The 23,557-nt window shown below is 63.5% G+C and carries 28 protein-coding genes; 24 read left to right on the forward strand and 4 right to left on the reverse strand.

Features of this window, described 5'->3' with window-relative positions; all coding sequences use genetic code 11:
* Nucleotides 1-324 precede the first annotated feature (324 nt).
* The 8 genes from ACJMK0_RS17670 to ACJMK0_RS17705 all read left to right on the forward strand — a co-directional run bounded on the left by ACJMK0_RS17670 (nucleotide 325) and on the right by ACJMK0_RS17705 (nucleotide 8,064).
* Entirely contained in the window at nucleotides 325-1,779 is a 1,455-nt protein-coding gene (locus tag ACJMK0_RS17670; RefSeq protein WP_405240348.1) for a ParB family protein, read from the forward strand.
* Nucleotides 1,776-2,432, forward strand: coding sequence for a DUF2857 domain-containing protein (locus ACJMK0_RS17675; RefSeq protein ID WP_405240350.1), 657 nt, complete (start codon nucleotides 1,776-1,778; stop codon nucleotides 2,430-2,432). The genes ACJMK0_RS17670 and ACJMK0_RS17675 overlap by 4 nt, the downstream gene beginning before the upstream one ends.
* Before the next feature lie 3 nt (nucleotides 2,433-2,435).
* On the forward strand, nucleotides 2,436-3,581 hold the full coding sequence (locus ACJMK0_RS17680; RefSeq protein ID WP_405240352.1) for an STY4528 family pathogenicity island replication protein: 1,146 nt from the start codon (nucleotides 2,436-2,438) through the stop codon (nucleotides 3,579-3,581).
* A gap of 87 nt (nucleotides 3,582-3,668) precedes the next feature.
* On the forward strand, nucleotides 3,669-4,463 hold the full coding sequence (locus ACJMK0_RS17685; protein ID WP_405240354.1) for a PFL_4669 family integrating conjugative element protein: 795 nt from the start codon (nucleotides 3,669-3,671) through the stop codon (nucleotides 4,461-4,463).
* Between the two features lie 36 nt (nucleotides 4,464-4,499).
* Nucleotides 4,500-5,021 carry a DUF3577 domain-containing protein gene (locus tag ACJMK0_RS17690; protein ID WP_405240356.1) on the forward strand — a complete coding sequence of 174 codons (522 nt, stop codon included), beginning with the start codon at nucleotides 4,500-4,502 and terminating at the stop codon, nucleotides 5,019-5,021.
* Between the two features lie 213 nt (nucleotides 5,022-5,234).
* Nucleotides 5,235-5,654 carry a JAB domain-containing protein gene (locus ACJMK0_RS17695; RefSeq protein WP_405240358.1) on the forward strand — a complete coding sequence of 140 codons (420 nt, stop codon included), beginning with the start codon at nucleotides 5,235-5,237 and terminating at the stop codon, nucleotides 5,652-5,654.
* Between the two features lie 95 nt (nucleotides 5,655-5,749).
* On the forward strand, nucleotides 5,750-6,169 hold the full coding sequence (locus ACJMK0_RS17700) for a DUF6573 family protein (RefSeq protein WP_405240360.1): 420 nt from the start codon (nucleotides 5,750-5,752) through the stop codon (nucleotides 6,167-6,169).
* 293 nt (nucleotides 6,170-6,462) lie between these two features.
* A complete protein-coding gene (locus ACJMK0_RS17705) occupies nucleotides 6,463-8,064 on the forward strand; it encodes an amidohydrolase family protein (protein ID WP_405240362.1) in 1,602 nt (533 codons plus the stop codon).
* A gap of 129 nt (nucleotides 8,065-8,193) precedes the next feature.
* Here ACJMK0_RS17705 and ACJMK0_RS17710 read toward each other — a convergent pair whose 3' ends face one another.
* Both ACJMK0_RS17710 and ACJMK0_RS17715 read right to left on the reverse strand, forming a co-directional pair.
* Entirely contained in the window at nucleotides 8,194-8,853 is a 660-nt protein-coding gene (locus tag ACJMK0_RS17710; RefSeq protein WP_405240364.1) for a thermonuclease family protein, read from the reverse strand.
* A 13-nt stretch (nucleotides 8,854-8,866) separates the two neighbouring features.
* Complete coding sequence (locus ACJMK0_RS17715) at nucleotides 8,867-9,019, reverse strand: hypothetical protein (RefSeq protein ID WP_405240366.1); 153 nt, start codon at nucleotides 9,017-9,019, stop codon at nucleotides 8,867-8,869.
* Nucleotides 9,020-9,800: 781 nt separating this feature from the next.
* Here ACJMK0_RS17715 and ACJMK0_RS17720 point away from each other — a divergent pair.
* The 7 genes from ACJMK0_RS17720 (at nucleotide 9,801) to ACJMK0_RS17750 (ending at nucleotide 16,159) form a co-directional block, all read left to right on the forward strand.
* On the forward strand, nucleotides 9,801-10,667 hold the full coding sequence (locus tag ACJMK0_RS17720) for a phage integrase N-terminal domain-containing protein (protein WP_405240368.1): 867 nt from the start codon (nucleotides 9,801-9,803) through the stop codon (nucleotides 10,665-10,667).
* Between the two features lie 136 nt (nucleotides 10,668-10,803).
* Nucleotides 10,804-11,244 carry a PFGI-1 class ICE element type IV pilus protein PilL2 gene (pilL2, locus tag ACJMK0_RS17725; protein ID WP_405240370.1) on the forward strand — a complete coding sequence of 147 codons (441 nt, stop codon included), beginning with the start codon at nucleotides 10,804-10,806 and terminating at the stop codon, nucleotides 11,242-11,244.
* A 290-nt stretch (nucleotides 11,245-11,534) separates the two neighbouring features.
* Nucleotides 11,535-12,254, forward strand: a complete 720-nt coding sequence (locus ACJMK0_RS17730; RefSeq protein WP_405240728.1) for a TIGR03759 family integrating conjugative element protein — start codon at nucleotides 11,535-11,537, stop codon at nucleotides 12,252-12,254.
* On the forward strand, nucleotides 12,251-12,799 hold the full coding sequence (locus ACJMK0_RS17735; protein ID WP_405240371.1) for a lytic transglycosylase domain-containing protein: 549 nt from the start codon (nucleotides 12,251-12,253) through the stop codon (nucleotides 12,797-12,799). The genes ACJMK0_RS17730 and ACJMK0_RS17735 overlap by 4 nt, the downstream gene beginning before the upstream one ends.
* Complete coding sequence (locus ACJMK0_RS17740; protein WP_405240373.1) at nucleotides 12,796-13,323, forward strand: PFL_4695 family integrating conjugative element protein; 528 nt, start codon at nucleotides 12,796-12,798, stop codon at nucleotides 13,321-13,323. Before ACJMK0_RS17735 ends, ACJMK0_RS17740 begins: the two co-directional genes overlap by 4 nt.
* Nucleotides 13,320-15,431 carry a type IV conjugative transfer system coupling protein TraD gene (gene traD, locus ACJMK0_RS17745; RefSeq protein ID WP_405240374.1) on the forward strand — a complete coding sequence of 704 codons (2,112 nt, stop codon included), beginning with the start codon at nucleotides 13,320-13,322 and terminating at the stop codon, nucleotides 15,429-15,431. Before ACJMK0_RS17740 ends, traD begins: the two co-directional genes overlap by 4 nt.
* On the forward strand, nucleotides 15,428-16,159 hold the full coding sequence (locus tag ACJMK0_RS17750) for a TIGR03747 family integrating conjugative element membrane protein (RefSeq protein ID WP_405240376.1): 732 nt from the start codon (nucleotides 15,428-15,430) through the stop codon (nucleotides 16,157-16,159). The genes traD and ACJMK0_RS17750 overlap by 4 nt, the downstream gene beginning before the upstream one ends.
* Nucleotides 16,160-16,176: 17 nt before the next feature.
* On the opposite strand, the gene ACJMK0_RS17755 is transcribed toward ACJMK0_RS17750, so the two are convergent.
* Nucleotides 16,177-16,488, reverse strand: coding sequence for a hypothetical protein (locus ACJMK0_RS17755; protein ID WP_405240378.1), 312 nt, complete (start codon nucleotides 16,486-16,488; stop codon nucleotides 16,177-16,179).
* A gap of 190 nt (nucleotides 16,489-16,678) precedes the next feature.
* On the reverse strand, nucleotides 16,679-17,563 hold the full coding sequence (locus ACJMK0_RS17760) for a nucleotidyltransferase domain-containing protein (RefSeq protein ID WP_405240379.1): 885 nt from the start codon (nucleotides 17,561-17,563) through the stop codon (nucleotides 16,679-16,681).
* Nucleotides 17,564-17,629: 66 nt separating this feature from the next.
* On the opposite strand from ACJMK0_RS17760, the gene ACJMK0_RS17765 reads away from it, so the two are divergent.
* The 9 genes from ACJMK0_RS17765 (at nucleotide 17,630) to ACJMK0_RS17805 (ending at nucleotide 23,555) form a co-directional block, all read left to right on the forward strand.
* Complete coding sequence (locus tag ACJMK0_RS17765) at nucleotides 17,630-18,262, forward strand: Cap15 family cyclic dinucleotide receptor domain-containing protein (RefSeq protein ID WP_405240381.1); 633 nt, start codon at nucleotides 17,630-17,632, stop codon at nucleotides 18,260-18,262.
* Between the two features lie 731 nt (nucleotides 18,263-18,993).
* On the forward strand, nucleotides 18,994-19,323 hold the full coding sequence (locus tag ACJMK0_RS17770) for an integrative conjugative element protein, RAQPRD family (RefSeq protein WP_405240383.1): 330 nt from the start codon (nucleotides 18,994-18,996) through the stop codon (nucleotides 19,321-19,323).
* A gap of 9 nt (nucleotides 19,324-19,332) precedes the next feature.
* Complete coding sequence (locus tag ACJMK0_RS17775; protein ID WP_405240385.1) at nucleotides 19,333-19,563, forward strand: TIGR03758 family integrating conjugative element protein; 231 nt, start codon at nucleotides 19,333-19,335, stop codon at nucleotides 19,561-19,563.
* 74 nt (nucleotides 19,564-19,637) lie between these two features.
* A complete protein-coding gene (locus tag ACJMK0_RS17780) occupies nucleotides 19,638-19,988 on the forward strand; it encodes a TIGR03745 family integrating conjugative element membrane protein (protein ID WP_405240387.1) in 351 nt (116 codons plus the stop codon).
* A 22-nt stretch (nucleotides 19,989-20,010) separates the two neighbouring features.
* Nucleotides 20,011-20,370 carry a TIGR03750 family conjugal transfer protein gene (locus ACJMK0_RS17785; RefSeq protein ID WP_405240729.1) on the forward strand — a complete coding sequence of 120 codons (360 nt, stop codon included), beginning with the start codon at nucleotides 20,011-20,013 and terminating at the stop codon, nucleotides 20,368-20,370.
* On the forward strand, nucleotides 20,342-21,001 hold the full coding sequence (locus ACJMK0_RS17790) for a PFL_4703 family integrating conjugative element protein (protein ID WP_405240389.1): 660 nt from the start codon (nucleotides 20,342-20,344) through the stop codon (nucleotides 20,999-21,001). Before ACJMK0_RS17785 ends, ACJMK0_RS17790 begins: the two co-directional genes overlap by 29 nt.
* Nucleotides 20,988-21,785: a TIGR03749 family integrating conjugative element protein gene (locus ACJMK0_RS17795; protein ID WP_405240391.1), complete on the forward strand. Its 798-nt coding sequence runs from the start codon at nucleotides 20,988-20,990 to the stop codon at nucleotides 21,783-21,785. The genes ACJMK0_RS17790 and ACJMK0_RS17795 overlap by 14 nt, the downstream gene beginning before the upstream one ends.
* The gene (locus tag ACJMK0_RS17800; RefSeq protein ID WP_405240393.1) at nucleotides 21,785-23,191 is read left to right on the forward strand and encodes a TIGR03752 family integrating conjugative element protein; all 1,407 of its coding nucleotides are present in this window, start codon (nucleotides 21,785-21,787) and stop codon (nucleotides 23,189-23,191) included. The genes ACJMK0_RS17795 and ACJMK0_RS17800 overlap by 1 nt, the downstream gene beginning before the upstream one ends.
* Nucleotides 23,148-23,555, forward strand: a complete 408-nt coding sequence (locus ACJMK0_RS17805; protein WP_405240395.1) for a TIGR03751 family conjugal transfer lipoprotein — start codon at nucleotides 23,148-23,150, stop codon at nucleotides 23,553-23,555. Before ACJMK0_RS17800 ends, ACJMK0_RS17805 begins: the two co-directional genes overlap by 44 nt.
* Nucleotides 23,556-23,557 lie beyond the last annotated feature (2 nt).

Here is a 23,557-nt window from a genome sequence, read left to right on the forward strand (position 1 = left end):
GTCGTTGAGCCAAGGACCGTCGGGTTTGCGCAAATCGGCGAGCTCACCAACAACTTTCAGCGACCAGCGTGAAAAATCTCCTGGTCCCGTATTGACCGGGTTCTGACCGATTCCGGTCCCAACATTTCCTTTGCTGACCACGCCGCCCGTTGCCGCCGAATAGCCAATTGCCCGGGCTTGTGCGCGTTGCTAGGTTTTTCCAGGAGACCGAGTCGGCAGCGCGTCACAGGAGGTGACCAGAGCGGCACGCCGCTCGGCGATTCCTGGTACGAGGCGTTCGACAGCTCGTGCCTCTGTAGGGTGCGGAGAGTAGGAGACAGGTCGATGGCAGCGGTATCCGCAGCGCTTGAGCCGGACGATACACAGATCCGGCTGCCGGTCGATGCCATCGAGTGCTTCGAGGGTAACCCGCGCCTCGTGGCCAACCCGGAATACGAGCGCATCAAGGCCTCGATCCGCGAGAGCGGCCTGCAGCAACCGCTGGTCATTACCCGAGCTCCCGGTGCCGAGCACTACACGGTCGAGGCCGGCGGCAATACGCGACTGCGCATCCTGCAGGAACTCTACCAGGAGACGGGCGATGAGCGCTTGGGCGAAGTCGACTGCGTGCTCCGGTCCTGGATCTCCTACGACCACGTCGTCATTGCCCATCTCAAGGAGAACGATCTCCGCGGCAATCTCACCTTCATCGAGAAGGCGCTCGCCATCTGCGCCATCGAGAAGCGGCTGAACGAGGAGGCGGCGAAGCGGAGGACCAAGCCACTCCCGCAACGGGCTATTGCGGATCGTCTCGCCCGGGAGGGCTTTGCCATCGATCAAAGCCAGCTCTCGGTGATGCGCTATGCGGTGGATCGACTCTATCCCGCCATGGGCGCGGCGCTGCGGGTCGGGATGGGGCGGCCCAGCATTGTCGGTCTGAAGCGCCTCGATGCGGTGGCCGCGAGCCTGTGGGAGGCGTGGGAACTCAACAAGGAGGGGGCCTACGATCCGATCTTCCTGACGCTTTGCGAGCGTTACGAGCCCGATTTCGATCTGGCCGAGTTTCGAAAATCCCTCGAGTATGAAATCGCCCAGTGTGCCGACGTGTTGCTCGAGACCGTCAAGCTCATCGTCGCCAGCATGCTGGAGGGTGATCGCGCACCGCCAAAACCGAAACCGGAGGATTACCCGGACAGCGTCGCAAACGCCAAAGACGAAGAGGGCGAAGGCAAGGACAAGAAGGCCGACGAGGACAAGGACAAAAAATCGACGGATGACGAGTCAGAGGGACCGGATTACGCGCCGTTCCACACCCACGGTGACTTTGCCACGCCGGGGCTCGAGAGCCTCCGCGCCAACGCCTACCAGACCGCCCATGCGCTGGCCGAGGCCTTCGGCCTGGAGGCGGTGATCACCGCGACACCGGAGCGGGGTGTGGGTTACCTGGTCACCGAGTTCCCGGATCCGGAGTTGATGGACCACTGCAGTCTCGAGGAACAGACGGCAATGTCGTTTCTGTGGTGGCACCTGGTGGCGCTCGCCGAGGTGACGGTCATGCCGATCGAGGTCATTCAGACAGTCCTGCCGGCTGATTCCCGATTGCGTGCCGCACTCGCCAGTGACGAGCCCGGCGCGCTGTTTGACGGCATCCGCTCGGTGGATCTGGGGCAGGTCGCCCATCGGTTCTGGAACGTGCTCGATGCCGAGCAATGGGGACTGCTGATCGATCTGCAGGAGATCTACCGAACGCTCCGCAGTTGCTTCTCGCCCGATAACCCCCTGTGGAGACTCGAGCCATGAGCGGTGCCGCCAAGGAAGCCGACTTGGTACTGGCGGTACTCCTCTACGCCTCGCGCTGCTGTCAGGAGGGCGATCGGCATGCACTGCGCCAGATGAACTTCGGCACCAAGGAGATCGAGGCGATAACGGGGCTGCAGATGGACGATGTCATCCGCGCCCAGCGCCTGGGCGCTCACTGTCTCAACATCCGTTTGGATCGCCATGCCTTCTGGGGCCTGCTTTCGCGTCTGGAACGGCTTCGTGATGAGGAGCAGCTGCAGCGCGAGCTCATTGCCCGCGATGCGCCCTTCCCGATGATGGCGGAACTGACCGACATGGGCGGCCGCGAATACACCCGCTGGCGACGGCTCTATGGATTGCCGCCCGGTATGGGCCGCCCGCCGGAGCCGGACGAGAAAACGGAAAACGCCGTCTGGCGTGCCTGCGAGGAACGGATGGGCACGGGCCCGCGCCGTCGCCTGGCCGCCGAGGATTATCTCGCGATTGCCGAGGCCTGCGATGTCCCACTGAGGACGGTGTGGCAAGCGCTCAAGCGGTGGCGCCAGGATGCCAGCGAGACCGCTGGGAGCGCTCAGGCCACTCTGGCACTCGGCGCCGGCGAAACGTCCTCTGATGCCGCGGTCACAAGCACCCGGATCGCCGACAAGGCCTAAGCCATGGAGGGCGGCGATACATCCGTCCGCGCGCCCTCGGTGCTGGCCGGCCGGCTGGAGGAGGCCGCCCAAAGGGTTCTCAGGGCTACCCAGCCCAGCCAGGGTGTGGTCTACACCGGCAATCGCCATGGCGCCATCCCCGTCGCCCTCATTGCCGACCCCGTGCTCGAGCCCGTCGACAAGCTCATCTGGATGGTCATCAGCACCCGGGTAGAGACCGATGGGGTCTTCGGGACGATTCCCTCGTACAAGGAGATCGCGAGACTCGCCAACATCGGCTCGAGTTCCACCGTGGCCCGGGCGTTAGCAATCCTCCGTGCTACCCGCTGGCTGACGCTGTGTCGCCAGGTACGTGATCAGAACGGGCGCTTCCGCGGCAACGTCTATGCCATGCACGATGAGCCGGCAGCCCTCGCCGAGTGCCTGGAGCTGGATCCGGACTATTTCACCTTCCTGGAGGAGGCTGGCCGTCACGGCCATGCCCGCGTGCGGGGCGTGGCCGGTGCGGTTCGGGTCTCGATCGACCAGGATGTCAAAGAGTCACGGCACGCTCGCCACCCACCTTCGGCGACGGAGCGAAGGCTGCAATCGGCGAGAAGCCGGACGGAGGCGAGCGGTGAACGCTACTTCGCCCTGACCGGTGCCGCCATTGTCCGGTTGAATGAACAGCGCGCCAGGAACCGCTATCCGAGCGCTCACCGCGTTCGAAATTCGAACACGGTACGTAGTAGTAGTAATAATAAAAAAACTACTACTACTACGGATTCGTCCGTACTTTCTGAGACCGATCTCGTCTTCCCGGCTCGCCTCAACCAGGCCCACCGCATGCTCGCCCGGAAGTATCTGGCGAGCGTGCCGGCCCCAGATCGCCAAGCCATCCTCGATGAGCTCGAGGGCAGAATCCAGGCAGAAAAGCGCGGCGCGAGACCATTATGGGACACAATGGGCTATCTGGCGCGGCTCTGTGAGCGGGCCCGCTCGGGAGAGTTCAACCCCAATCTGGGCCTCCCGGTGGCCGAGGCGCGGGCGAAGCTGGCCCGCCAGCCGGCACCCTCCGAGCCGCCGCCGGCACCCCCCGTCGACCCCGAAAAAGCCCGCGAGAACATCCGACAATTGCGGGAAATTATTGCCAGCACCGACCTGAAATAATTTTGATGACACTGTCATCAAAAATCCCTGCAGCCCCTGTCGGGATTTTCCATCGCCAATCCGGCCCGGGTTCGCCAACCTCGGGCCATGGATACCTACAGCGAATTTGGTGAACTCCCCCGGCGTGATCCCGGCCCCCTACGTGGCGGCGCCCGCCTGGTGCTGCACAGCTACCAGGCCGCAGCGCTGGTGCGCGGCCGACGGCCGGAGCCTGCGCGGGACGGCCAGCCCGCCCGCCCGGCGATATTCGGGCTGTTCGCCTTTGCCTCGCTCCTGAATACCATCCGCGACGGTGCCGAGGAGCACGACCCCTACGCACGCTGGTGGTTGCGACGCATCGATGATGCGCTCGATCAGGCGGATCTGGAGCTCTACGACCTCCAGGACCTTCTCAATGAGGAGGCCGATACGGATGAGAGATACAGGCTCGATGCCTGTGCCTCGGTGCGTCCGGCGGTGTTTGAGCTCAAATTTTCTCATTCCCAGGCCTACCGGGCGGCACGTCTCATTGCCGGTTACGACTTCTTCGTCCTCGATGCCATGACGCTGCGCTTCCACACCATGGTGCCGGCGGCCGTGGCGACCGATCTGCTACACGTGGCCGGTCGGGTCGTACGCCGGGGGCTGATGAGCCCGGCGGGCTACCGGCGCACAGGTGTCCGGTATGCCGATATCCGCGCCGGTAACTCGCTGGCCGAGAAAGCACGCTCCCTCATGGGGCCGCTGCCCGAGGACTGGGCCGGCGGTCAGTCGACCGATGATCTGCCGGCGGCAGGCCAGCGGGCTGCAGGTCTGCCGGGCGCAGCCCCTGACGATGACGAGGGTTCGTCCGTGACGACGTCCTCTCAAAACGATTCATCCGTACTCACTGCGGTTCGGTGAGGATGTGCAGGCGATCTGAAAGTGCACACAGGGCGAATGCCCGATCGCGAGGCCGTTTTCGGCCGTTCCAATCAGCCCGTCGGCGAGTGTTGCCCGACGGGCGCATTCCGGGCGGGTTTTTTCTCTCATACAGGAGACCAAGCTATGTCCGAGCATGAAAATCCGTCATCGGAGCCGAAATTTTTCGACCTGATGACCAACGGTCTGGGCTATCTCAGCCGGCTGCGGGAAGTGCAGCCGAGCGAAGGCGAGCCCTTTGTCGCCGTCAGTCTGGCCGCGCTTCGGGGCAGTGCCGATCAGGTGGGTTATACCTACTTCGATTGCGTGCTGGCCGGTGCCAAGGCGCACGACGTCGTCGAGCGACTGAGACCGTTCATCGAGAGCGAAAGGAAGGTCCTGATCGGTTTCACCCTGAGTGATCTTCGCGCGGAGACCTTCACCTTCAAGAACGGCGGACGTGCCGGCGAGCCGGGCGTGAGCCTGAAGGCCCGTCTGGTGCGCATACCCTGGGCGAAAGTCGACGGCGCCGCCGTCTATGACGAACGCCAGGCCGCCTGATCGAAGTCGGACGACACCTCCGGGTGTCGTCCATTCTTTTCAATTTGGGCACGTCTCGTGCCTTACCCACCCGTCCGGGGCCTCGCCCCGACGGGACGATCGCCCCGACTTTCTGAGGAGATCGTCATGGGAATCCCAAAAACCCGGCGTCCGTCCAACCGGATCGCTCGTTTCAAAAGACTCGAACTCTCGGCTGCGGAGGAGACCACACTGATGGAACTCGCACTGGCACGGCTGGCTGAACGACATCGGCCCGGTGAGACCTTCACCGGTCCCGGTGATGCCGAAGGCTACCTTCGACTGAAGCTCGGCACCCGCAAGTACGAGGTCTTCGGTGCGGTTTTTTTAGACAACCGTCATCGAATCCTCGCTCTGGAGGAGCTTTTCCAGGGCACGATCGACGGCACCAGCGTCTATCCGCGGGTCGTGGTGCAGAGAGCATTAGAGCTGAACGCAGCTGCGCTCGTGCTGTTCCACAACCACCCCTCCGGAGTTGCGGAGCCGAGTCACGCCGATGAGGCGATCACAAAACGACTGAAGGCCGCGCTCGACCTGGTCGACGTCAGGGTGCTCGATCACTTTGTCGTCGCGAGCGGTGAGAGCGTCTCCTTCGCCGCACGGGGGCTCCTCTGAGCCCCTTTTTCCAAAACCACCGTCCCGTCGGGAAGTACTCCTTCCCGGCGGGCGGAAGGTGCTTCTCCCGGGTCATTCCACCAAGGAGAACCACCATGTCTGTCGAAATCAATGAAGATCCGTACTTCGGTGAAGTCATTTCCGCTTACACGCGGGCCGAAGCCCTCGCCGACGGTGTCCTGATCGATGCCGGTCCGATGGCCAAGGAGGCGGGATTCCGCTGGCCGGTCGCCATCACGGCAGCGGCCTGGGCGGATTGTGTCGAATGGGAAGCCGTCGATAACCGGCGTCAGACCCATCAGGACCAATCCGGTCGACTCTGGGACGTGCTGTTTATGGCGGCCTATGCTGTCCGCAAGAACCAGGAGGTCCAACGAGAGCTTCGCTTCAAGCTCTATCGGGTGCCCCGGGACGGTCGTTCGACCAAGGCCCGGCTGACCGAACTCAAACTGATCGCCGGTCCCGGGGATGAAGGAGAACCGGTACTGACGATATGCTTACCGACAGAGGACTGAAGGAGCTACCCCTCGCCCCGTCATCCTCTCCCTGGCCGCTTGGGTTAAAGCGGCAACTTTTTCCGCGCATCGATCCGATGCCTGATTCGTTAATTCGTGCTTTTTTGCCTGCCGCAGGCAATGCTGCGCTGCAGGATTGTCTTTGTGCGGCTGGCTGCCTAAGGTGGTGGTGGCGGCCTGTGGCCGCTCACTCCGAACGGACTCTCCTATCCGCGATGGCAGTGATCGGGAGCATTGACGCTCATCCTCACCGGTCGCCACCGCAGCTTGACTTGCTGACGAGGGGGAGAACAATGACCAACAAACACGATCATTCGCACGGACACGGGGGTTGCTTCGTCTGCGACGGCGCACAGTCTCGCGACACGGAAGACGGTCCGAAAGCCGAGGGACGACGGCGCTTTATCAAGGCGGCACTGGCGGCACCTCTGGCTGCCTCTCCGCTCTTGGCCGCCGCCGGCCCCCGGGAATCTGCCGGTCCGCCGGCGGGCCGGGGCCAGGGCCGGTTCAATGCAAGGGCGTTCGTCATCGAGGCCGGCCAGGCGCTGGTCTATCAGGGTGATGAGCTCGCGGTCGAGCGCGATGTCTCGATACTGGTTCGAGATGGGTATATCGAATCAGTCAGCCGCTCGCCGATCCGGGGCTTCCCGAAGATCGACGCGCGGACGCAGTTCGTCGTACCCGGCTTTATCACCGGACACACGCACGCGTGCAGCGCGACACCGACCCGGGGCATCATCGAGATGGGTCGATCCTTCGCCCGGCCGCTCGAGCTGGTGGAGACGCTCACCGATGATGAGATGGATGCGCTGACCGCCTTCAACGTGGCAGAGCTCCTCCTCGGCGGCTCAACCACGCATATCGAGATGTCGCTGAGCCTCCGCCAGGCCCAGTCCTACGTGCGGGTTGCTCGCAAGTGGGGCGTGCGCGGCTATCCGGGCGGGATGGTGCCGGGCATCGCACGGCTGTTCCCGATCTGGTTCCGCGCCAACGATCAGGCGCTGTTCGACTCGGTCCCGGGCACACTTGCTGAAATCGAAGCCAATCTTCAGTTCGCACGGAGTATCAACGGCGCCGAAGAGGGGCGGCTCCTGCCGCAGATGACACCGCACGCAACCGACACACAAACCCCTGAGACCATGCAGGCCTATGCGGACGGCGCGGCGGAGCTCGGCAACGGCATCCACATTCACCTCTCGCAGTCGTCACGGGAGACCGAGACGGTGAAGCGGCTCTGGGGTATGACCCCCGCCGCCTGGTGTCGAGAGTTCGGCTTCTACGACGGCCCGTTCTTCGGAGCCCATATGTCGGGGCTCGATTTCGCCGTCGATCCGCCGATCCTGAACGCCGGCGGTGCCGTCTATTCGCACTGCCCGTCCGCGGGCGGCGCCGGCGGCGGCACCCAGCCATACCCTGAGGCACTGGCAGCCGGGATGAACGTCAACATCGGTATCGACACCCACTCGAACGACTATCTCGAGAACCTCAAGCTCGCCGTGCTCTACGGTCAGGCGAGGCACTCGCTGATCGCGGGGACGAGTCCCATCCCGTTGCAGCGCCCGAGCATGTGGGATGCGATCAAAGGCGCGACGACTGTGGCAGCCGATGGACTCCGGCGCGAGGACATCGGCCGCATCGCACCGGGTGCGAAGGCCGATCTGGTCGGTATCGATGTGACAGGGCCCCTGGTCGGGACCGGCGCGCTGCCGCCGGAGCCGCTCAATAATCTGCTCTATGCCCACGGGCTCTCAACGAAGCTCGTGATGACCGACGGCAACATTCAGGTACTGGATGGGCGATTCGTGGCGGATAACTTTGAGCGCGTCGCGAAGGAAGGCGGTGAGGCCGTTCGCATCATCTGGTCCCGTCTCGCCGCCGAGGGCTGGTTCGACTAGGCAAGGCTTTTGGGGTGACGATATGCGGTCGCCAGGGTCCGGATCGCGAGCGCCAGAATCTCGCGGTCCGCCTGGCGGCCGACCCTTTTATCGGTTGATGCGAAGAGCGCCGTCGCAGGTCTGAGCGTCCTACCGGGGCGCCCGCCAGCCGGCCGCCCGGGCTTCTTCCTCGGAGCAGAACCAGCGCTCGCCCTTGGATTCGTCGATGCGGGTGGGCCCGTAGGAGGACGAGCCCGGTACGTGATAGATGCGTGCGCCGCCCTTGCCGATATTGCCTTTGATATTGCAGCCACTGGGGGCCGATTCCTGGTTGCCGGAACGACGCCACTCCCAGGGCGGCACGTTGCGGGCCTCGCTCAAACCCCACAGTCCGCGCTCAGCCTCCCGTGCCGCTTCCTCATGAGCGAGCAGGGATCGATCCCGGAGATAGCGTCGATAGACCCACGCCGCGCCCCGACGAACCATCTCGGCACAAACGTCCAGCTCCCCAACGTAGGGTCGTCCCACGGTCCGCCCGTAGCGATCGGTCGTCTGTACCTCGACGCGCACGGCTTTTTGGAACACGAGTTCCGAGAGCACCTGTCTCGCCCGATTGCCATAGGGCTGGCCCCGTTCCGGCGCATCAATCTCGGCCAGCCGGATCTTCACCTGTTCGCGCTCTACGGTGAGAAGCGTGAAGGTATCGCCATCGGCAATGCCGACCACGCGCCCGGATAGTTCGGCCGCTGATACCAGCAGCGGTAGGAGGCACAGCAGAAGTGCGGCAGTTGTGCGCATCAAAATGGCCAATCGGGCATCTTTGCTATTGGATGACAACAGTATTCCGGTCGAGCCAGAGTAGGGCAAGGGTGTAGCGCACAGAGTCGATCTGATAGGAAAGAAACGCCTCCTCGATCAAATACGTGAGGTCCTCGTCCGGTGGTCGTGAGCGCCAGATGATCGCCAGCAAATCCATGGCCGAACCCTACTGAGGCTCCGCCCGCGCAGCCACGCGCGAATCAGGCCAGCGCACTGCGATTCACCGCGCGATCCAAGAGAACCGGCTCCCAGAGTCCACAGGCCTTGCCCGGTACGGCCGAGCGCCTCTCTCGCGAGGCCAAGGCCGGGACTGCGGCATGCCGCAGTGCCTGTGGGCCCCTGTGAGCCGGGCGCGAGGGCAGGGTCGCGAGCGTGGAGGGTGCCGTCTAAGGAAGCCGCCCGTGTCCCTACCGAGGCATCGCCGGGTAGGGACGCGGGCGGCGTCCCCTGTATTCGCGCGGGCTTCGGGCGGGATTTCTGAGGGACGGGTGAGGGACGGACCCCTAAACTGGCCTCCGTCGACGCATTATCCGCACGCCACGGCGGTAACGTGGCAAAGGCGTCCCGGATCGTGAAGACGCCACGAGCCAAGGCTCGTCGATCCTTTTCCAAATGCCGACTCAGGCTTTTTCAGGGAACTCCGGTTCCCGTTCAATGGTGCTCACCGGCCGGCGATTCCGTCGGCACGAGAGCAATTTCCCAACCCGCGATACCCATCGCATTCAGCAATAAGGAGGTATTCCCGTTAGAAACTGGCCCGCGGGGGTCAGCTGGTCCACGCCGGACCGATTCTCCTCCGGAGAAGAACCGGCGTTGCCTGCAGCCAGGCATATTCAGGTTGACCGGGCCCAGTGTCCCGAGACCCGTACTGCGCGAGCAGACGCGGAATGGTTACGGCCATCCGGTGGGTCAGAAACGCTTACCAGAGTTTGCACACGATGAAGGACCTGAACTACCAGCTGAAAGAGATGTGCCGCAACAACCGGGACGGTAGCTACCGGACCCAGGCGGCGCGCGAGCGAATCCTGACGTTGATCGCCGATCAGCTGCAGGAACTCGGATTCCGGCGGATGGGGGCACGCACCCTCAGGCCCAAGCACGTCCGGGCCCTGGTCGAGCGCTGGCAGGAGGAGGGACTTGCCCCGGCCACGCTTAAGAACCGTATGTGCGCGCTGCGCTGGTGGGCGGCCAAGGTAGACCGGCGCCACGTCGTCCACCGTAGCAACGAGGACTACGGCATCCCGGCTCGGCGGTTCATTACCAACGAATCGAAAGCACGGTCCGTCACCACGGGTGATCTCGAGCAGATCCCGGACACTCACGTCCGATGGAGCCTCGAGTTACAACAGGCCTTCGGTCTGCGGCGTGAGGAGGCGATCAAGTTCCGGCCGAGCTATGCGGACCAGTGCGATCACCTGCTCCTGAAGGCGAGCTGGACCAAGGGCGGCAAGGCCCGGGAGGTCCCGATCCGGACCCAGGAGCAGCGAGCGCTGCTCAACCGATTACACCAGAGCGTCGGCACGGGCTCCCTGATACCGGATCATCTGAGCTACCGCCAGCAGGTCCGCCGCTATGAGCGCTACACCGCCGATGCGGGCCTCTCCCGCATGCATGGGCTTCGCCACGCCTATGCCCAGCGCCGCTACCGGGAGCTCACCGGCTGGGACGCGCCGGCTGCCGGCGGGCCCCGCAGCCAGGCGCTATCCCGGGAGGAGCGGCGGATCGACCGGGAGGCCAGAGCAATCATCAGCCGGGAATTGGGGCACGAGCGAGAGCAGATCGTCGGAATTTATTGTGGGGCGTGATTTGTTATGTGGAGCTCCGCGGCGGGTCTCCTGCAGACGCAAGAAAACCCGTCCAACATCGCCGGGATTTTCCGTTCCGGAGTCCCGGTGAATCGAAGAGGATCATCCGCAGTCACTGATCACCGGATCGATCCTCATGAAGAACCGAACCCATTTCTTTATCCCCGTCTCCCTACACCCGGTCGCGGTCCTGTTGGGATTGCTGGTCGTCGCAGGTGGCGCAGCCCGTGCTGAGGAGGTCACGGTCGCACGCTACTCGACTCTCCCCCTGGCGCCGACCAGCGCCCAACAGGACCCACTGTCTGAGATCGTCACCGAGCGATTCGACGACACCGTGACCCGGATCGGCGAGGCGCTGGAGGCGACGCTGGCGCCTTCCGGCTACCGTCTTGCCGCCGAGGACAACGCCGATCCCCAGCGCGAGATCCTGCTCGCGCTGCCGCTTCCCGAAGCTCACCGCACGATCGGGCCGCTGCCGCGGCGGGAGATTCTGGCCGTGCTGGCCGGTCCCGCCTGGATCCTGATCGAGGATCCCGTCCACCGGCTCGTCTCCTTCGAACGCGAACTACAGGAGTAAGCGCTATGGGTAGCATTTTCGCCGCGCTTGTCCTGATCGCACTCATCGCCGGCGGCCTGCGAGGCCAGGGCCCGGCGAACGAACCCCAAAACACGACTCAATGTTCATCCGAGGTCCGCAAAGCCCCGGTGTCCATGCCGGCGTCCTGCGCATCGCCCGGCCGGCAGTGCCGCGACCTGACTATTCCCTTTGGCTCCGAGGCCGACTCCGTCTGTCCGGATGAGGACTGATCCATGGGCAGTTGCGCCGGCATGGCCATAGTTAGCGTCATCGTCTCAGCAACCCTCAGCCTGAGTCCCGCACGAGCCGCGGAATCTGATGTAGGAGCGACCAGCGAGGCCGCATCTTCGGTCACCTGGAGCGATCTGACCGCCACCGAGCGGGCTCGGGCCGAGACCTGGGATCTGACCCCCACTGAGTGGAAACGATACCGGGCACTCATGGCAGGCATCCGCGGCAGCGTGAGCCCCGACAACCTGTCTCCAATCGAGGTCTTAGGGATCCACGCCCGGGACGAGGCGGAGCGAAAGCGGTACGCCGAGCGCTGGGCGATCCTGATGCGGGAAGACGCCGAGCGCATCCTCGCCTTCCAGCGCGCCTACGATGCCGCCTACGAGCGCCTTTTCCCCGAAGAGTCGCTCATCGAGCGGGCATGGCTGCCCGCCAGAGTCACGAAGACGCCAATGCTGGAGCCAACCGACCGGATACTCCTCTTCCTCCGTCCGGACTGCGCGGCCTGCGAGGCGGTTCTCAAGCGCGTTCTCGCGAAACGAGGCGAGGTCGCAGGTATCGATCTCTATCTCAGTGAATTCGGGCCTGGGGAGGAGGGCGCTATCCGTAACTGGGCCGCCCGCCAGGGCATCGACCCCGCTTGGGTCAGGACCCGGGAGGTGACCCTGAACTTCGAGGCGGGAGCGCTGGAGCGACTGAGCGGCGATCAGCCGGAGCTGCCTTACCTGATGCGCCGCCGTGGTGAGTCGGTCACGCCCCTGCCGGGCAGCGCCTTGTGAAACGTCGTCTCTGGCCCGCCTTCGTCATGGGGGCAGCGTTCTTCACCAGCTCCGCCGGCGCGGATACCGCCGTACCGCCCGGCTACCGGCAGGTCGCCACCGCCCATGGCATTCCGCCGAAGATCTTCTACGCCATGGCGCTGACTGAGAGTGGACGCTACATCGAACGCCAGGGTATCGCTCGTCCCTGGCCCTGGACCCTGAACGTCCACGGCGAGGGCGGCTACTACCCCACACGAAACACGGCCGCGGCGGCCCTGCAGGAAGCTCTCTCGCGCGGTAAAGACTCGGTCGACATCGGTCTGATGCAGGTGAACTGGCGCTATCATGGCAAAACTCTCCGCTCGCCGGAGGCGGCCCTCGATCCCTACCGAAATCTGAAAGTAGCGGCCGCTATTCTGGTGCGCTGCTACCGCGAGCGCCGTGACTGGTGGGCGGCCGTCGGCTGCTATCACGCCCCGAACCATGCGCTGCGCGCGCAACGTTACCAGGAACGGGTGCGGAGACATTGGAAGACGCTCCAGCCGACCGAGAGCGCCGGATGACACGCTGTGCGTGGGCAGTTCTATTGCTGGCCATGGCCGCGCTCGCCGATGCGACGGAGAGCAGGCTGATCGTCATCTACGACAATGGCGAGACTGAGCCTCTGGCTCCCTATCTGGCGCCGTTCGAGGAGGCCGCACCGAAGCCCGCGGCTCCGCTGGCCCATGAGGAGCTCGGCGCAGCCGACCTGGAAGCGCTGCTGCCCGTTCGTACGCCCGAATTGACGCCTGGAACGGTCGAGCCTCGGCCCTGGCCATTGTCTCCGGCGGCGACACCCGTCCGGCCACTGTTTCTGATCGGCGCTGATGAGCGTTCCCGACACTGGCTCGTCCGAAACCGGGATCGTCTCATAAAGTCCGATGCCATCGGCCTGATCGTCCAGGCGGAGAGCGTGGCGGATCTGGAAACCCTGGCCGATCTGGCCGGAGGGATTCCGCTGCTACCGGCAAGCGGCACGGATATCGCCCGCATCTACGGTCTCCGGCATATCCCGGTGCTCATTTCCCGGCACGGCATCCAGCAATGACCGGTCACCCTGTGGAGGCGCTCCTGCGCCCGCCCGTGGAGCTCTGGTCGGCGGCGACCGCGGCGGCCACCGGCACGATCGCCATCCTGGCGCCCTGGGCCCTGATGATGCCGCCGGGTGTCGCGTACGGCGCGGCGGCTGTGCTTTTCGCACTGGCCTGGGTCCGTGCCCGTCAGGGCTGGCGGGTTATCCGCTACCAGCGAAACCTGAAACGTCTCCCGATCTACCGCCTTCGTCCGGAGCGTATACCCGTGAGCCGCCATAAGCTGTTCCTCGGGCGAGGCTTCCGCTGGACTCAGAAGCATACCCAGCGTCTCCGGGACACCATCCGTCCGGAAGTCCAGGACTACATTCAGCCCGGATGGCTCTACCGCTGGGCGCGCCAGAAGGAAGTGGCCTGGGAGGCCAAACCAATACTCCGCTATGCGGCGGCGCTCATGCGAAGAGATGCCTGGTGGAATCCGCTCCGGCCCCTGCCGCCAGTCGGCGGGACACCGGCGCTCCACGCGGTGGAGCCCGACGAAGGAGACGTCTGGATGGATCTCCGCGAGCGGGTGGGACACACGCTGGTGCTTGGCACGACCCGGGTCGGCAAGACACGCCTGGCCGAGGTCCTGATTGCCCAGGACATCCGCCGCGGCGACACGGTGATCGTCTTCGATCCCAAGGGCGATGCGGATCTCCTCCGCCGAGTCCATGCGGAGGCGAAACGGGCCGGCAGGGCAGGGGAGTTCTACCTTTTTCACCTCGGATACCCGGAGATATCAGCCCGCTACAACGCCATCGGCAACTTCTCCCGGATCACGGAGGTCGCGACCCGGATCGCGAACCAGCTGCCGAGCGAGGGCAACTCCGCCGCCTTCAAGGAGTTCGCCTGGCGTTTTGTGAATATCATCGCCCGTGCGCTGGTGACCTTGGGCCGACGGCCCGACTACCACCAGATCAGGCGCTACATCAACGATATCGAGCCGCTGTTCATCGAATACACCGAAGCCTATCTCGAGGAGCACGCGGCCGAGGGCTGGCGCGACAAGGTCGCCGAGTTCGCCGAGAAGGTGAGCGAACGCAATCTGCCGGCGGCGCTCAAGGGCCGCCATCGGGCGGCGATCGGGCTCATGCGCTACCTGCAGACGCTCGACGTCTACGATCCGGTCCTGGACGGCCTGCTGTCCGCCTTCAAATACGACAAGACTTATTTCGACAAGATCGTCAGCTCCGTCGGTCCCCTCATGGAGAAGCTCACCACCGGCAATATTGCCGAGCTCATCTCACCGGACTACCTGGCCGAGACCGATCCGCGACCGATATTTGAGTGGCTGGACATGATCCGCCGGAAGGGGATCGTCTATATCGGGCTGGACGCGCTGACTGACACCACCGTGGCAACGGCGGTGGGGAATTCCATGTTCGCGGACCTGGTCTCCGTCGCCGGCCATATCTACAAACACGGACTCTCCGAGCCGGGAGAACCTGGCGATCAGGGTTCGATCGAGCTACCGACCGTCTCCCTCCACGCCGATGAGTTCAACGAGCTGATCGGCGACGAATTCGTGCCCCTCCTGAACAAGGCCGGCGGTGCGGGTTTTCAGGTGACGGCCTATACCCAGACCTGGTCCGACGTGGAGGCACGGATCGGCAGCCGGGCCCGAGCCGGGCAGGTCGCCGGCAACTTCAACACCCTGGTCATGCTCCGCGTGAAGGAGCTCGCGACGGCCGAGATGCTGACCGCTCAGCTGCCGAATGTGGAGGTCTTCAGCCTGATGAGTGTCTCCGGCGTGGACGATTCATCCGATCCGGAGTCCGGCGTGGACTTCCGGTCCCGGAACGAGGATCGTATCAGCGTCTCCGAGGTGCCGATGCTGAGCCCGGCCGATATCATTCGGCTGCCGAAAGGTCAGGCCTTCGCCCTGCTCGAAGGCGGAGGACTTTGGAAGATCCGTATGCCGCTGCCCGATACGCGGCGCGACGCCGGCCTTCCGCAGAGTCTGTCCTGCATCGCCGCCGAGATGGAGCGGAGCTATACGACCGGTGAGCACTGGTATCGCACGCCGGAGACTTGGTGGTATGCCGAGCCGAGCCGGACCAAGGCACCGCATCAGTTGCCATGAAGCGGACCGCGAACGACCCACGACGGGCCGAGGTCCGACAAGGGCTGCTCCCAAGAGCACTCCGGTTGGCGGCACAAGGCCTGAAATGGCTCGCTTTCTCTCTCATGTTCTCGATCGTCGCGGAGTGGATCGGCATGACCTTCTGGTGGCCGGAGGAGGGCCTCCAGCACAGCCGAGACATGCTCCAGGCGGAACTCGCTTACCTCGAAACGGATTTCCGGCAGAGTCTCGTGTCCTCCGATCCGCCTGCCTTCGCGCTTGCAGGCATACAGGCGGCTCGGCGCGTTCTGTATGAACAGTCGGGACTGGCCGACTTCCTCGAGTGGCTGCGGCGTCCGCCGAACGCTGCCAACAAACAGGCGGGCAGTCTCAGGCCCTTCCTATCGCCGTTGGTGGACTATGTGGTGGCAGCGCTGCAGGTCACTCAGGTGTTCGTTGCCCGTCTGGCCGTGCTTACGCTCTCGATGCCAGTGTTCCTGCTGCTAAGCCTCGTCGCTCTGGTCGATGGCCTCGTGCAGCGCGATCTCCGACGCTGGGGCGGCGGCCGGGAAAGCTCTTTTATCTATCACTGGGCGAAGCGCTCGGCGCTACCGCTCTGGGTGTTCGCGTGGGTGGCCTATTTGGCAACGCCGGTTACCATCCACCCGAGCCTCGTGGTGATTCCCCTGGCCGTGCTGTTTGCCATCACGGTTGCCGTCTCGGCCCGGAGCTTCAAGAAATACCTGTAGGCGGCCATAGCACGGGCTCATCTTTCCTCGGGTGTGCGCCACGATGCTAGTCGACCCAGAGCATCGGTGTTCCCAATCAGCTCTCGCGCCCGCTGTAGCCGTGCCATCAGGGGTTCACGATCCGGGGCCGGCAGCTTGCTAATCCGATCCTCCGCATCGGCAAAGAAGGCACCTGGGCTTTTCGGTGCGGACCAGCTATCAATAATGGTTTGCAACTCGGTCTTGCTGTCCTGCAGTGCCTTGGCGATGCGCTTCTCTTCCTGTTCACGTTTCCACTGCTGATGCCACTCTTTCCAACTCTTTCGCTCGATTTCCGCGTTACGCTCCACCTCCTCAATGAGCGGAACGATGATATCGGTGGCTTCTCCCCGTTCGCGGATGATCGTAGTGACGCGACGAGACAGATCGCGTGAGCCGGTTTCGCGCCACTGTTTTACGCACTCGGTTCGGTAATAGGTAGAATAAGCTTGGAGCCACAGCCGACATGTGGCGAAGTTCTACCGGATAGAAGCCGGAGCTTTACCTTAGACCAAGGTAATTCCAGACGGCTTGCGCGAATTGGCGACCGTCGACCCGCGCCCACGATTGTTCAGGGTGAAACAGATAAAAGCACTCATTGACCTCTCGCCACCGATTATCCGGGTCAGTCGGCTCTTCTCCCTCCAGCTGGTTCCAAACGTATAGCAAGACTGCACGCACGGTTTCCGTCCAAGTTGGCTCGTTGTAGAGGCGGTCTGGGCAATTGTAGGCGAGGCACTCGATGAAGTAGGACGGAAGAGCGTCATGCGAGGCCGTCTCGGCCACCGAATTACCGACTCTTTTTAATATTCGAACGACCTTCTTATACTTGTAGCCGGTCCTTCGGTTCTTTGCCGCGCCATTAGCGAGCTGTTGCGCCGGATAGTTCACAACCTCAGATTGATCTTTCTTGAATATCTTGGTGCCAGCTCTGCACTCTTCCTCCGCAAAGTAGTATTCGTAGCTGAAGCAAGGGACTATATCTGCATCAATGCGGGCCGTATTTGAATGCACACGTAGCGCTGTTGAGCCTGAAGTATCTACTTCGCTCCCAAATTTGGCCACTAATGCAGCCGTCAGCTCCTCGCGGAGTTTGCGAGGTGTCCATGGGCCGGCGTAAATGCCGCGTGGAGTGTGAAGCCCCTTGCTGGCCTCCTCCCAGTAAGTTGCGTTCGTGCATTCGACTGCGATATCTACATCGCTGTCCGAACGGACGTTGGTATTGTTGGCATACGATCCTTTTGCGTACACCCGAAGAGCGCACTCCTCAAAGGGCGCATGGCCATTGATGGCTTCCCGCACCATACGTTCGGTACGCTCTTGTTTCTCTTTCTCGCTGTCGCTTGACGGACCTGTCCAACTGCTAAGCTGCTGTTCGAGAGACATCGTGCAGACCCTTAAGGTTCGGAGGCTACAATATTGCTCGAGGAGCTGGCTAAGTAGGTTTCTATCATGCTAACACGCACAGAATTGTGGCTAATTGTCATTCTAGGAGCGGGGCTCACGTTGCTTGGGCTGTTGATTCAGGGAAAATCTCTGTCGATAGCCGGTGTAGCCACTACCCTCGGCACGACAGTCGCGCTTCTTTACGGAGGCATTTGGCTCTTCGACTCTTATCTCTGGCGATGGTCGATATTCAGAGGATGGCTGGTAAACCGACCGTACCTTCAGGGAAGCTGGGCGGCGACTTTGCACAGCGACTGGATCGATCCAGAGACAAACGAGAGGGTCCCGCCGATCGAAGCGTACATGGTCGTACGGCAGACGTTAACCAGTCTAAGCATGCGCCTCTTTACGGAAAAATCACGATCAGCATTGGTTGCGCATGCGATAGAAACTGAGCCAGATGGGTTGTTTCAACTGTCGGCGGTCTATCGCAATTACCCGAAGATCGAGTATCAAGGTAAGCAAAGTTCGATTCATCACGGTGCGCTCTTGATCGACGTGCACGAAGTAAGACAAGAGCGATTGGAAGGTCACTACTGGACAGATCGAGAGACGCGAGGAACTGTAGTGCTTGAACGTAGGGTTGCCAAATTGTTCTCTTCCTTCGACGAAGCACGAAGCGCACTACAGGGTGGATAAGTGAACGAGATTGAATCGTGGCTTCGTGCAGTTCTCTCTCTAGTTGATGCACGGGACCGTGGCGGTTTTGCTGGAGTTGGGCTGCTGTTCTATAACGAGCGTGACGCGTTGCCCGTGCATTCATTGACGCAGGACGAATGTGTGGAGCGGCTTCCAACGGCATCGGTAGGCGAGTCTGCTCGTCTGCTTGGGCATTGCGCTCACCCCACGTCGGATTGCCATGATGGGTTTCATTTGGTCGATGCCGTAACACTCTCTATAACGGACATAAGTCAGTTTGTAGCGCCACCCATACCGTCAAAGCCGTTGGTATTGGAAAGGAATCGGGGGGCACGGCATATGGCAGCGCGATTGGCATCGTTGCTCCCGCAAGTTAGGGTCGCCGCTGTCTACACGGTGAGCGGCGAGGCGATACTCTATGAGCGGGGGAATGCGAGATCTATTGGTATACCCGTTTCGGGACTGTCAGAAGGAAACTGTGAGTGATGAGGGCGGCACAGTCTGCCTCAGCTTCACGTACGTAAATTCTGACGAGTGGCTGTATTTCGGCCGCGTTGTGTAACGACCGCGGACGTAGTCGGTGCCGTAACTGGGCTTCGCGGCTGTTATTCGCTATGGTGCTAGAAGCCATCTGGCGACTTCGTCGGTGGAATATATCAAGCGAGAATTCCACCGAATTCTGATCAGATTGTTCATCGACGGGGACGCCCCGGAGCGCGAGGATGCGCTCCATGCACGGTTCCAACTGTTTATCGACCCTGACTTTACCGTCGGCCGCAGTTCTTGCGCTCACTGTAGCCGCCTTCTGGCCGATTTGGGGTGATGCGGGCACATACGTCGAGCGAGGCGCTCTCGCACGGCTGATCCACGAGATCGAGGCCCTGGAGCCGCTCATCGAAGAGGCTGAGGCCCAAGCGTCTCCGAATGCCCGGATCCGCTTTCGCTACGACTGGCTCCGCCAGGATCTCGACAAGATCCAGCGAGGTATAGAGGACCACCTGGAAGCCCCCAGCGCGGAGCCCCGTCCCGTTCCGCCTCTGCGCGGTGACTACCGCCAGTGAGGCCAGCCAATGTCACCGGAACAGGCGGCGGCATTTCAGGCGGGCTCCGGCGCTCCCCACGGCGTCGTGCTGACCGCGATTGCGGGGATTGTCCTCACGCTCATCTTCGTCTGGGTCATCTGGATCACCCTCGGTTCCTTCCGAGCCTGGCAGGGCGGGCAGATCGCGCTGTTCGATCTCGTGTGGGCGGTACTCCGGGCGAGCATCCTCCTCCTCGTACTCGGGTTCTATCTCCGGTGAGTACCTCACCGTTTACTGCCGGTTCGCCGGTATTCCAACAGCCGCGGGCAACCGCACATTCTCGGAGTTCATCTATGCGTGAGTATCTACGTAGCCGGGCGGTAGCCATCGCCGGACTGCTTGGCCTGTCCGTTTTCACCTCGGCGCGAGCCGATCTCCCGACGCCGGTCGCCCCCAGCACGGCTCCCGCCGCCGGTGACTGGATCGGCCTGATCGAGGGCTATATCAGAGACGGCGGTATCGTCCTAGGCCTTGCCATCGCCATCCTCGGCTTCCTCTGGGTCGCCTACCTGGCATTCGCCAAGTTCAACGAGGCACGCCAGGGCAAGGCGGAGTGGGCGGAAGTCGGTGTGCTGGGGATCGTGGGCGCTGTCGTCCTGATCTTCGCGAGCTATCTCCTGACTGAAGCTGCCGGAGTCATCTAGTCCCGTGGCGGATCGAGAGATTCTGGCGGAGCGGCTCAATGCGGAGCCCGCGATCTTCAAGGGTTGCTCGTCGAGCGAGCTCGGCATGATCGTGGGGCTCGCCGCACTGATCTGGCTGCCCGTGAGCCTCGCCGTCGCCGCATTCGCGGGTGCTGTGACCATGGGCTTCGGCCTCGCCGGGATCGGCATTGTGGGGACGGTCGTCGCGACGGCCACGGTCTTCCAGCGCCTGAAGCGTAACCGCCCCGATGGCTACTACCAGCAGCGTCTCGCCCTCTGGCTCGACGCCCGGGGCGTGAAGCGCTGTCCCTACGTGCGACGGGGCGGGCGCTGGGATATCGGCAGGAGCGCCCATGCGCCGCTATCGCCACGAGATCGATAATGTGCGGTTGCATCTGCGATCCCTGTGGGCGGTCATTGTGATCCAGGTCGCGATCATCGGCGCACTGTGGTTCGGCTGGAGTCAGGCTCCGGAGCGTCTCACCGTCCATATTCCGCCAGATCTCCGCTCGGGTTCCGTGCTCGCGATCCGGGAAATCCCGCCGGCCAACGTCTACACCTTCGCCTATTACATCTTCCAGCAGCTGAATCGTTGGCCCGAAGACGGCGCCAGTGACTACGGAGAGGCCATCTTCAGGGTCTCGGCCTATCTGACACCCCGTTATCGGGCGGATCTGATGGCCGAACTCGAGCAAAAGGGCCGTCGCGGGGAACTGGCCTACCGCGTCCGCGCAGTACAGGCACTGCCCGGCCATACCTATGAGGACCGTCGGGTGGAGGTGCTGTCTGATGACGCCTGGGTCGCCTGGCTCGATCTCGAGCTCCTCGAGTCCGTGAAGGGCATGACCGTCAAGCGCACCGCGATTCGTTATCCGCTGCGCGTGGTCCGCCATGCGGTCGACCCCGAGAGCAATCCCTGGGGTCTTGCGCTCGATGGATTCGCAGGGGAAGGTCCGCGTCGCCTGACCGAAGAAGAACTCATCGCCGGAGGTCGCTTCGATGTGGGGTCCTGATCACAAGTCGACTCCCGGCCTGTTCGGCACGCTCGTTCTGGCCCTGGCGGTGTTGATCGCGCCGGTGACCGAGATCTCAGCATCCGAGGCGCCGCCGCCGGAACGCGTCGTCTGGCAGAAACGGCCGATCCCCGTACCGCTCCGGGTCGGCGTCGAGCGCATCATCCACCTCCCGGATACGGTCCGCGTCGGCATCCCCAGCCGACTGGAGGGCAGTCTCCGCATCCAGAATATCGGTGCGACCCTCTATGTGCTCGCGCACAGCCCATTTCCTGCGATGCGCGTACTGGTGCAGTCCCTGGAGGAGGGCACCACCTATGTCCTCGATTTCTCGGCGACGACGGCAGAGCGGTCCCTGGGTCCGATCGAGATCCACCGCCCACCTGTTCCTGCGGCGGCAGAGCCCCGGGCGACCGAGCCGGTCAGCTATGGTTACGTGGCACTGACCCGATTCGCGGCGCAGCAGTTCTATGCCCCGGCTCGTCTCGCCCGGTCGCTGCCTGGCGTCATCCGTGTCCCGGTAGCTGGCGACGCCGTGCCCCTCATCCGTGGCGCCAAAGTCGAGACCCGTCCCCTCATTGCCTGGCGTGCAGGGGGACTCTATGTGACGGCCGTCCAGGTCAGGAACCAGATCGCCAGTCCCGTGGTCCTCGATCCGCGGACGCTGCGGGGCGAATGGCTGACCGCCACCTTCCAGCACAACCGCCTGCACCCCAAGGGTAGCGAGGCGGATACCACGGTCCTCTATCTGGTCTCGGAGCGGCCTTTCGCCGTCGCCCTCTGATGCCGCGCGCCGTCAGCAATCGGCTGTTGCCCCTGCTGGGCGGAACGGTGCTCCTCGTCCTCGTCGCCGTGACCCTCCGGTCCTGCGAGGAAGACGAGGGCAGCGCACCGGTGCTCGCCACCGTACCTGTCGCACCGGCGCCGGACGCCGATACGCCGGCCGACACCATCAAGACCCTGACTGCCAACGTGGCGGCCATGACATCCGAGGTGGAATCACTGCGACGAGACAACGCCCAGCTCAAAAAGGCCAACGAGAAGCTCTTGGCGAGCCGTGAGCAGATGGAGGAGAACGTCGCCCAGCGCCTGCGCCGGGAGATGCTGGCCCGAGATAAGGACCAGGCGAACCAGGCCCGACTCGATGACAGCGTGCTCGAGTCACTGAATGCCCGGCTGGACCGCCTCGCGGCGGCCGTGGGCGAGGGAGGTCGACCCGGTAGTGGCAGCGACATCCCCATTGGTCTCGGCTTCGACAACCTGGGCACGACAACGCCCACGTCAGAGGAGATCCGATGGATCGCGCCGCTGGATGCGCAGACCGAGGACGACACTGGCCTCCTGAGCCGCGCGACCGGCACCGCGTCGGGATATCTGACGCGCGGTCGCGAGCGCATCGAGACAGGAGCGGAAGATATTCATGCGGCGGCCGAGTCTGCCCGGGAACGACCGGTCTACACCGTCCCGCGGAACGCCACCCTCATCGGCTCGACCGCGATGACCGCACTGGTCGGCCGGATCCCGACCAACGGACAGATCCGCGACCCCATGCCGTTCAAGGTGATTACCGGCGCGGATAACCTGGCCGCGAACGGCCTGCGCGTCCCCGGCGTCCACGGCATGATCTGGAGCGGAACGGCCGTCGGCGACTGGACCCTGTCCTGTGTCACCGGCCGCCTGGAATCGGTCACCTTCGTCTTCGACGACGGCACGATCCGTACGGTCTCGAGCGACGATCCGAGCGCGAAGGCGAGCGAGGGCGGCCGCAACGAGCCCCTCGGCTGGATATCGGATGCTCAGGGCATTCCGTGTATTTCGGGGGAGCGGAAGAGCAATGCCGCCGCCTTCCTCTCCCAACGCATCGGCATCGAAGCCGTGCAGGCCGCGTCCGAAGCTGCCGCGGCCGCCGAGACCACCACCGTCGTCGGCAGCGCCGGCGGCATCACCCAGAGCGTCACCGGCGATGTCGGTGAATACGTTCTCGGCCGCACCGCTGCAGGCGGCGCTGATGCGATCGCCCAGTGGCTGCAGGAGCGCCAATCCCAGAGCTTCGATGCGGTCTTCGTGCCGGCGGGCGTGCCGCTGGCCATTCACGTCGACCGAGAACTCGCCATCGACTACGCGCCCACCGGAAGGAAACTGAATCATGACTCCGCGAATTCTTTATCTCGGCATTCTCGTCTGGATTAGCCTCGCCGCCGGCTGCGCCGGCAGCAAAGACACGGTTCTACCTCAGGACGGCCCGTTCATGGAGGCGATCTACGACGCCCATTTTGAGCGAATGGGCACGGCCGACGCCGGCAGCCTCCGTGAAACCACTCTGGGTCGTCCCCTGGCCGATGGTGAAGCGGATCTCGCCGGCTACAGCCGCGATGCGTACACTGAGCTGGATACGATCTTCCCCCGTCTGCCCAATCCCACCCTCGTCCTGTACGTCTTTCCTCATCTGGCCGGCGAGGAGCGGGTGCCGGTACCTGGCTACGCGACGACCTTCCCGCTCTACGAGCGTGTGGAATACGCGCTTCCGGGGGAAGTGCCGGTGAGGCGGCGCTGACG

The sequence above is a fragment of the Lentisalinibacter orientalis genome (assembly GCF_040706535.1).
Lineage (GTDB): Bacteria > Pseudomonadota > Gammaproteobacteria > Steroidobacterales > Woeseiaceae > Lentisalinibacter > Lentisalinibacter orientalis.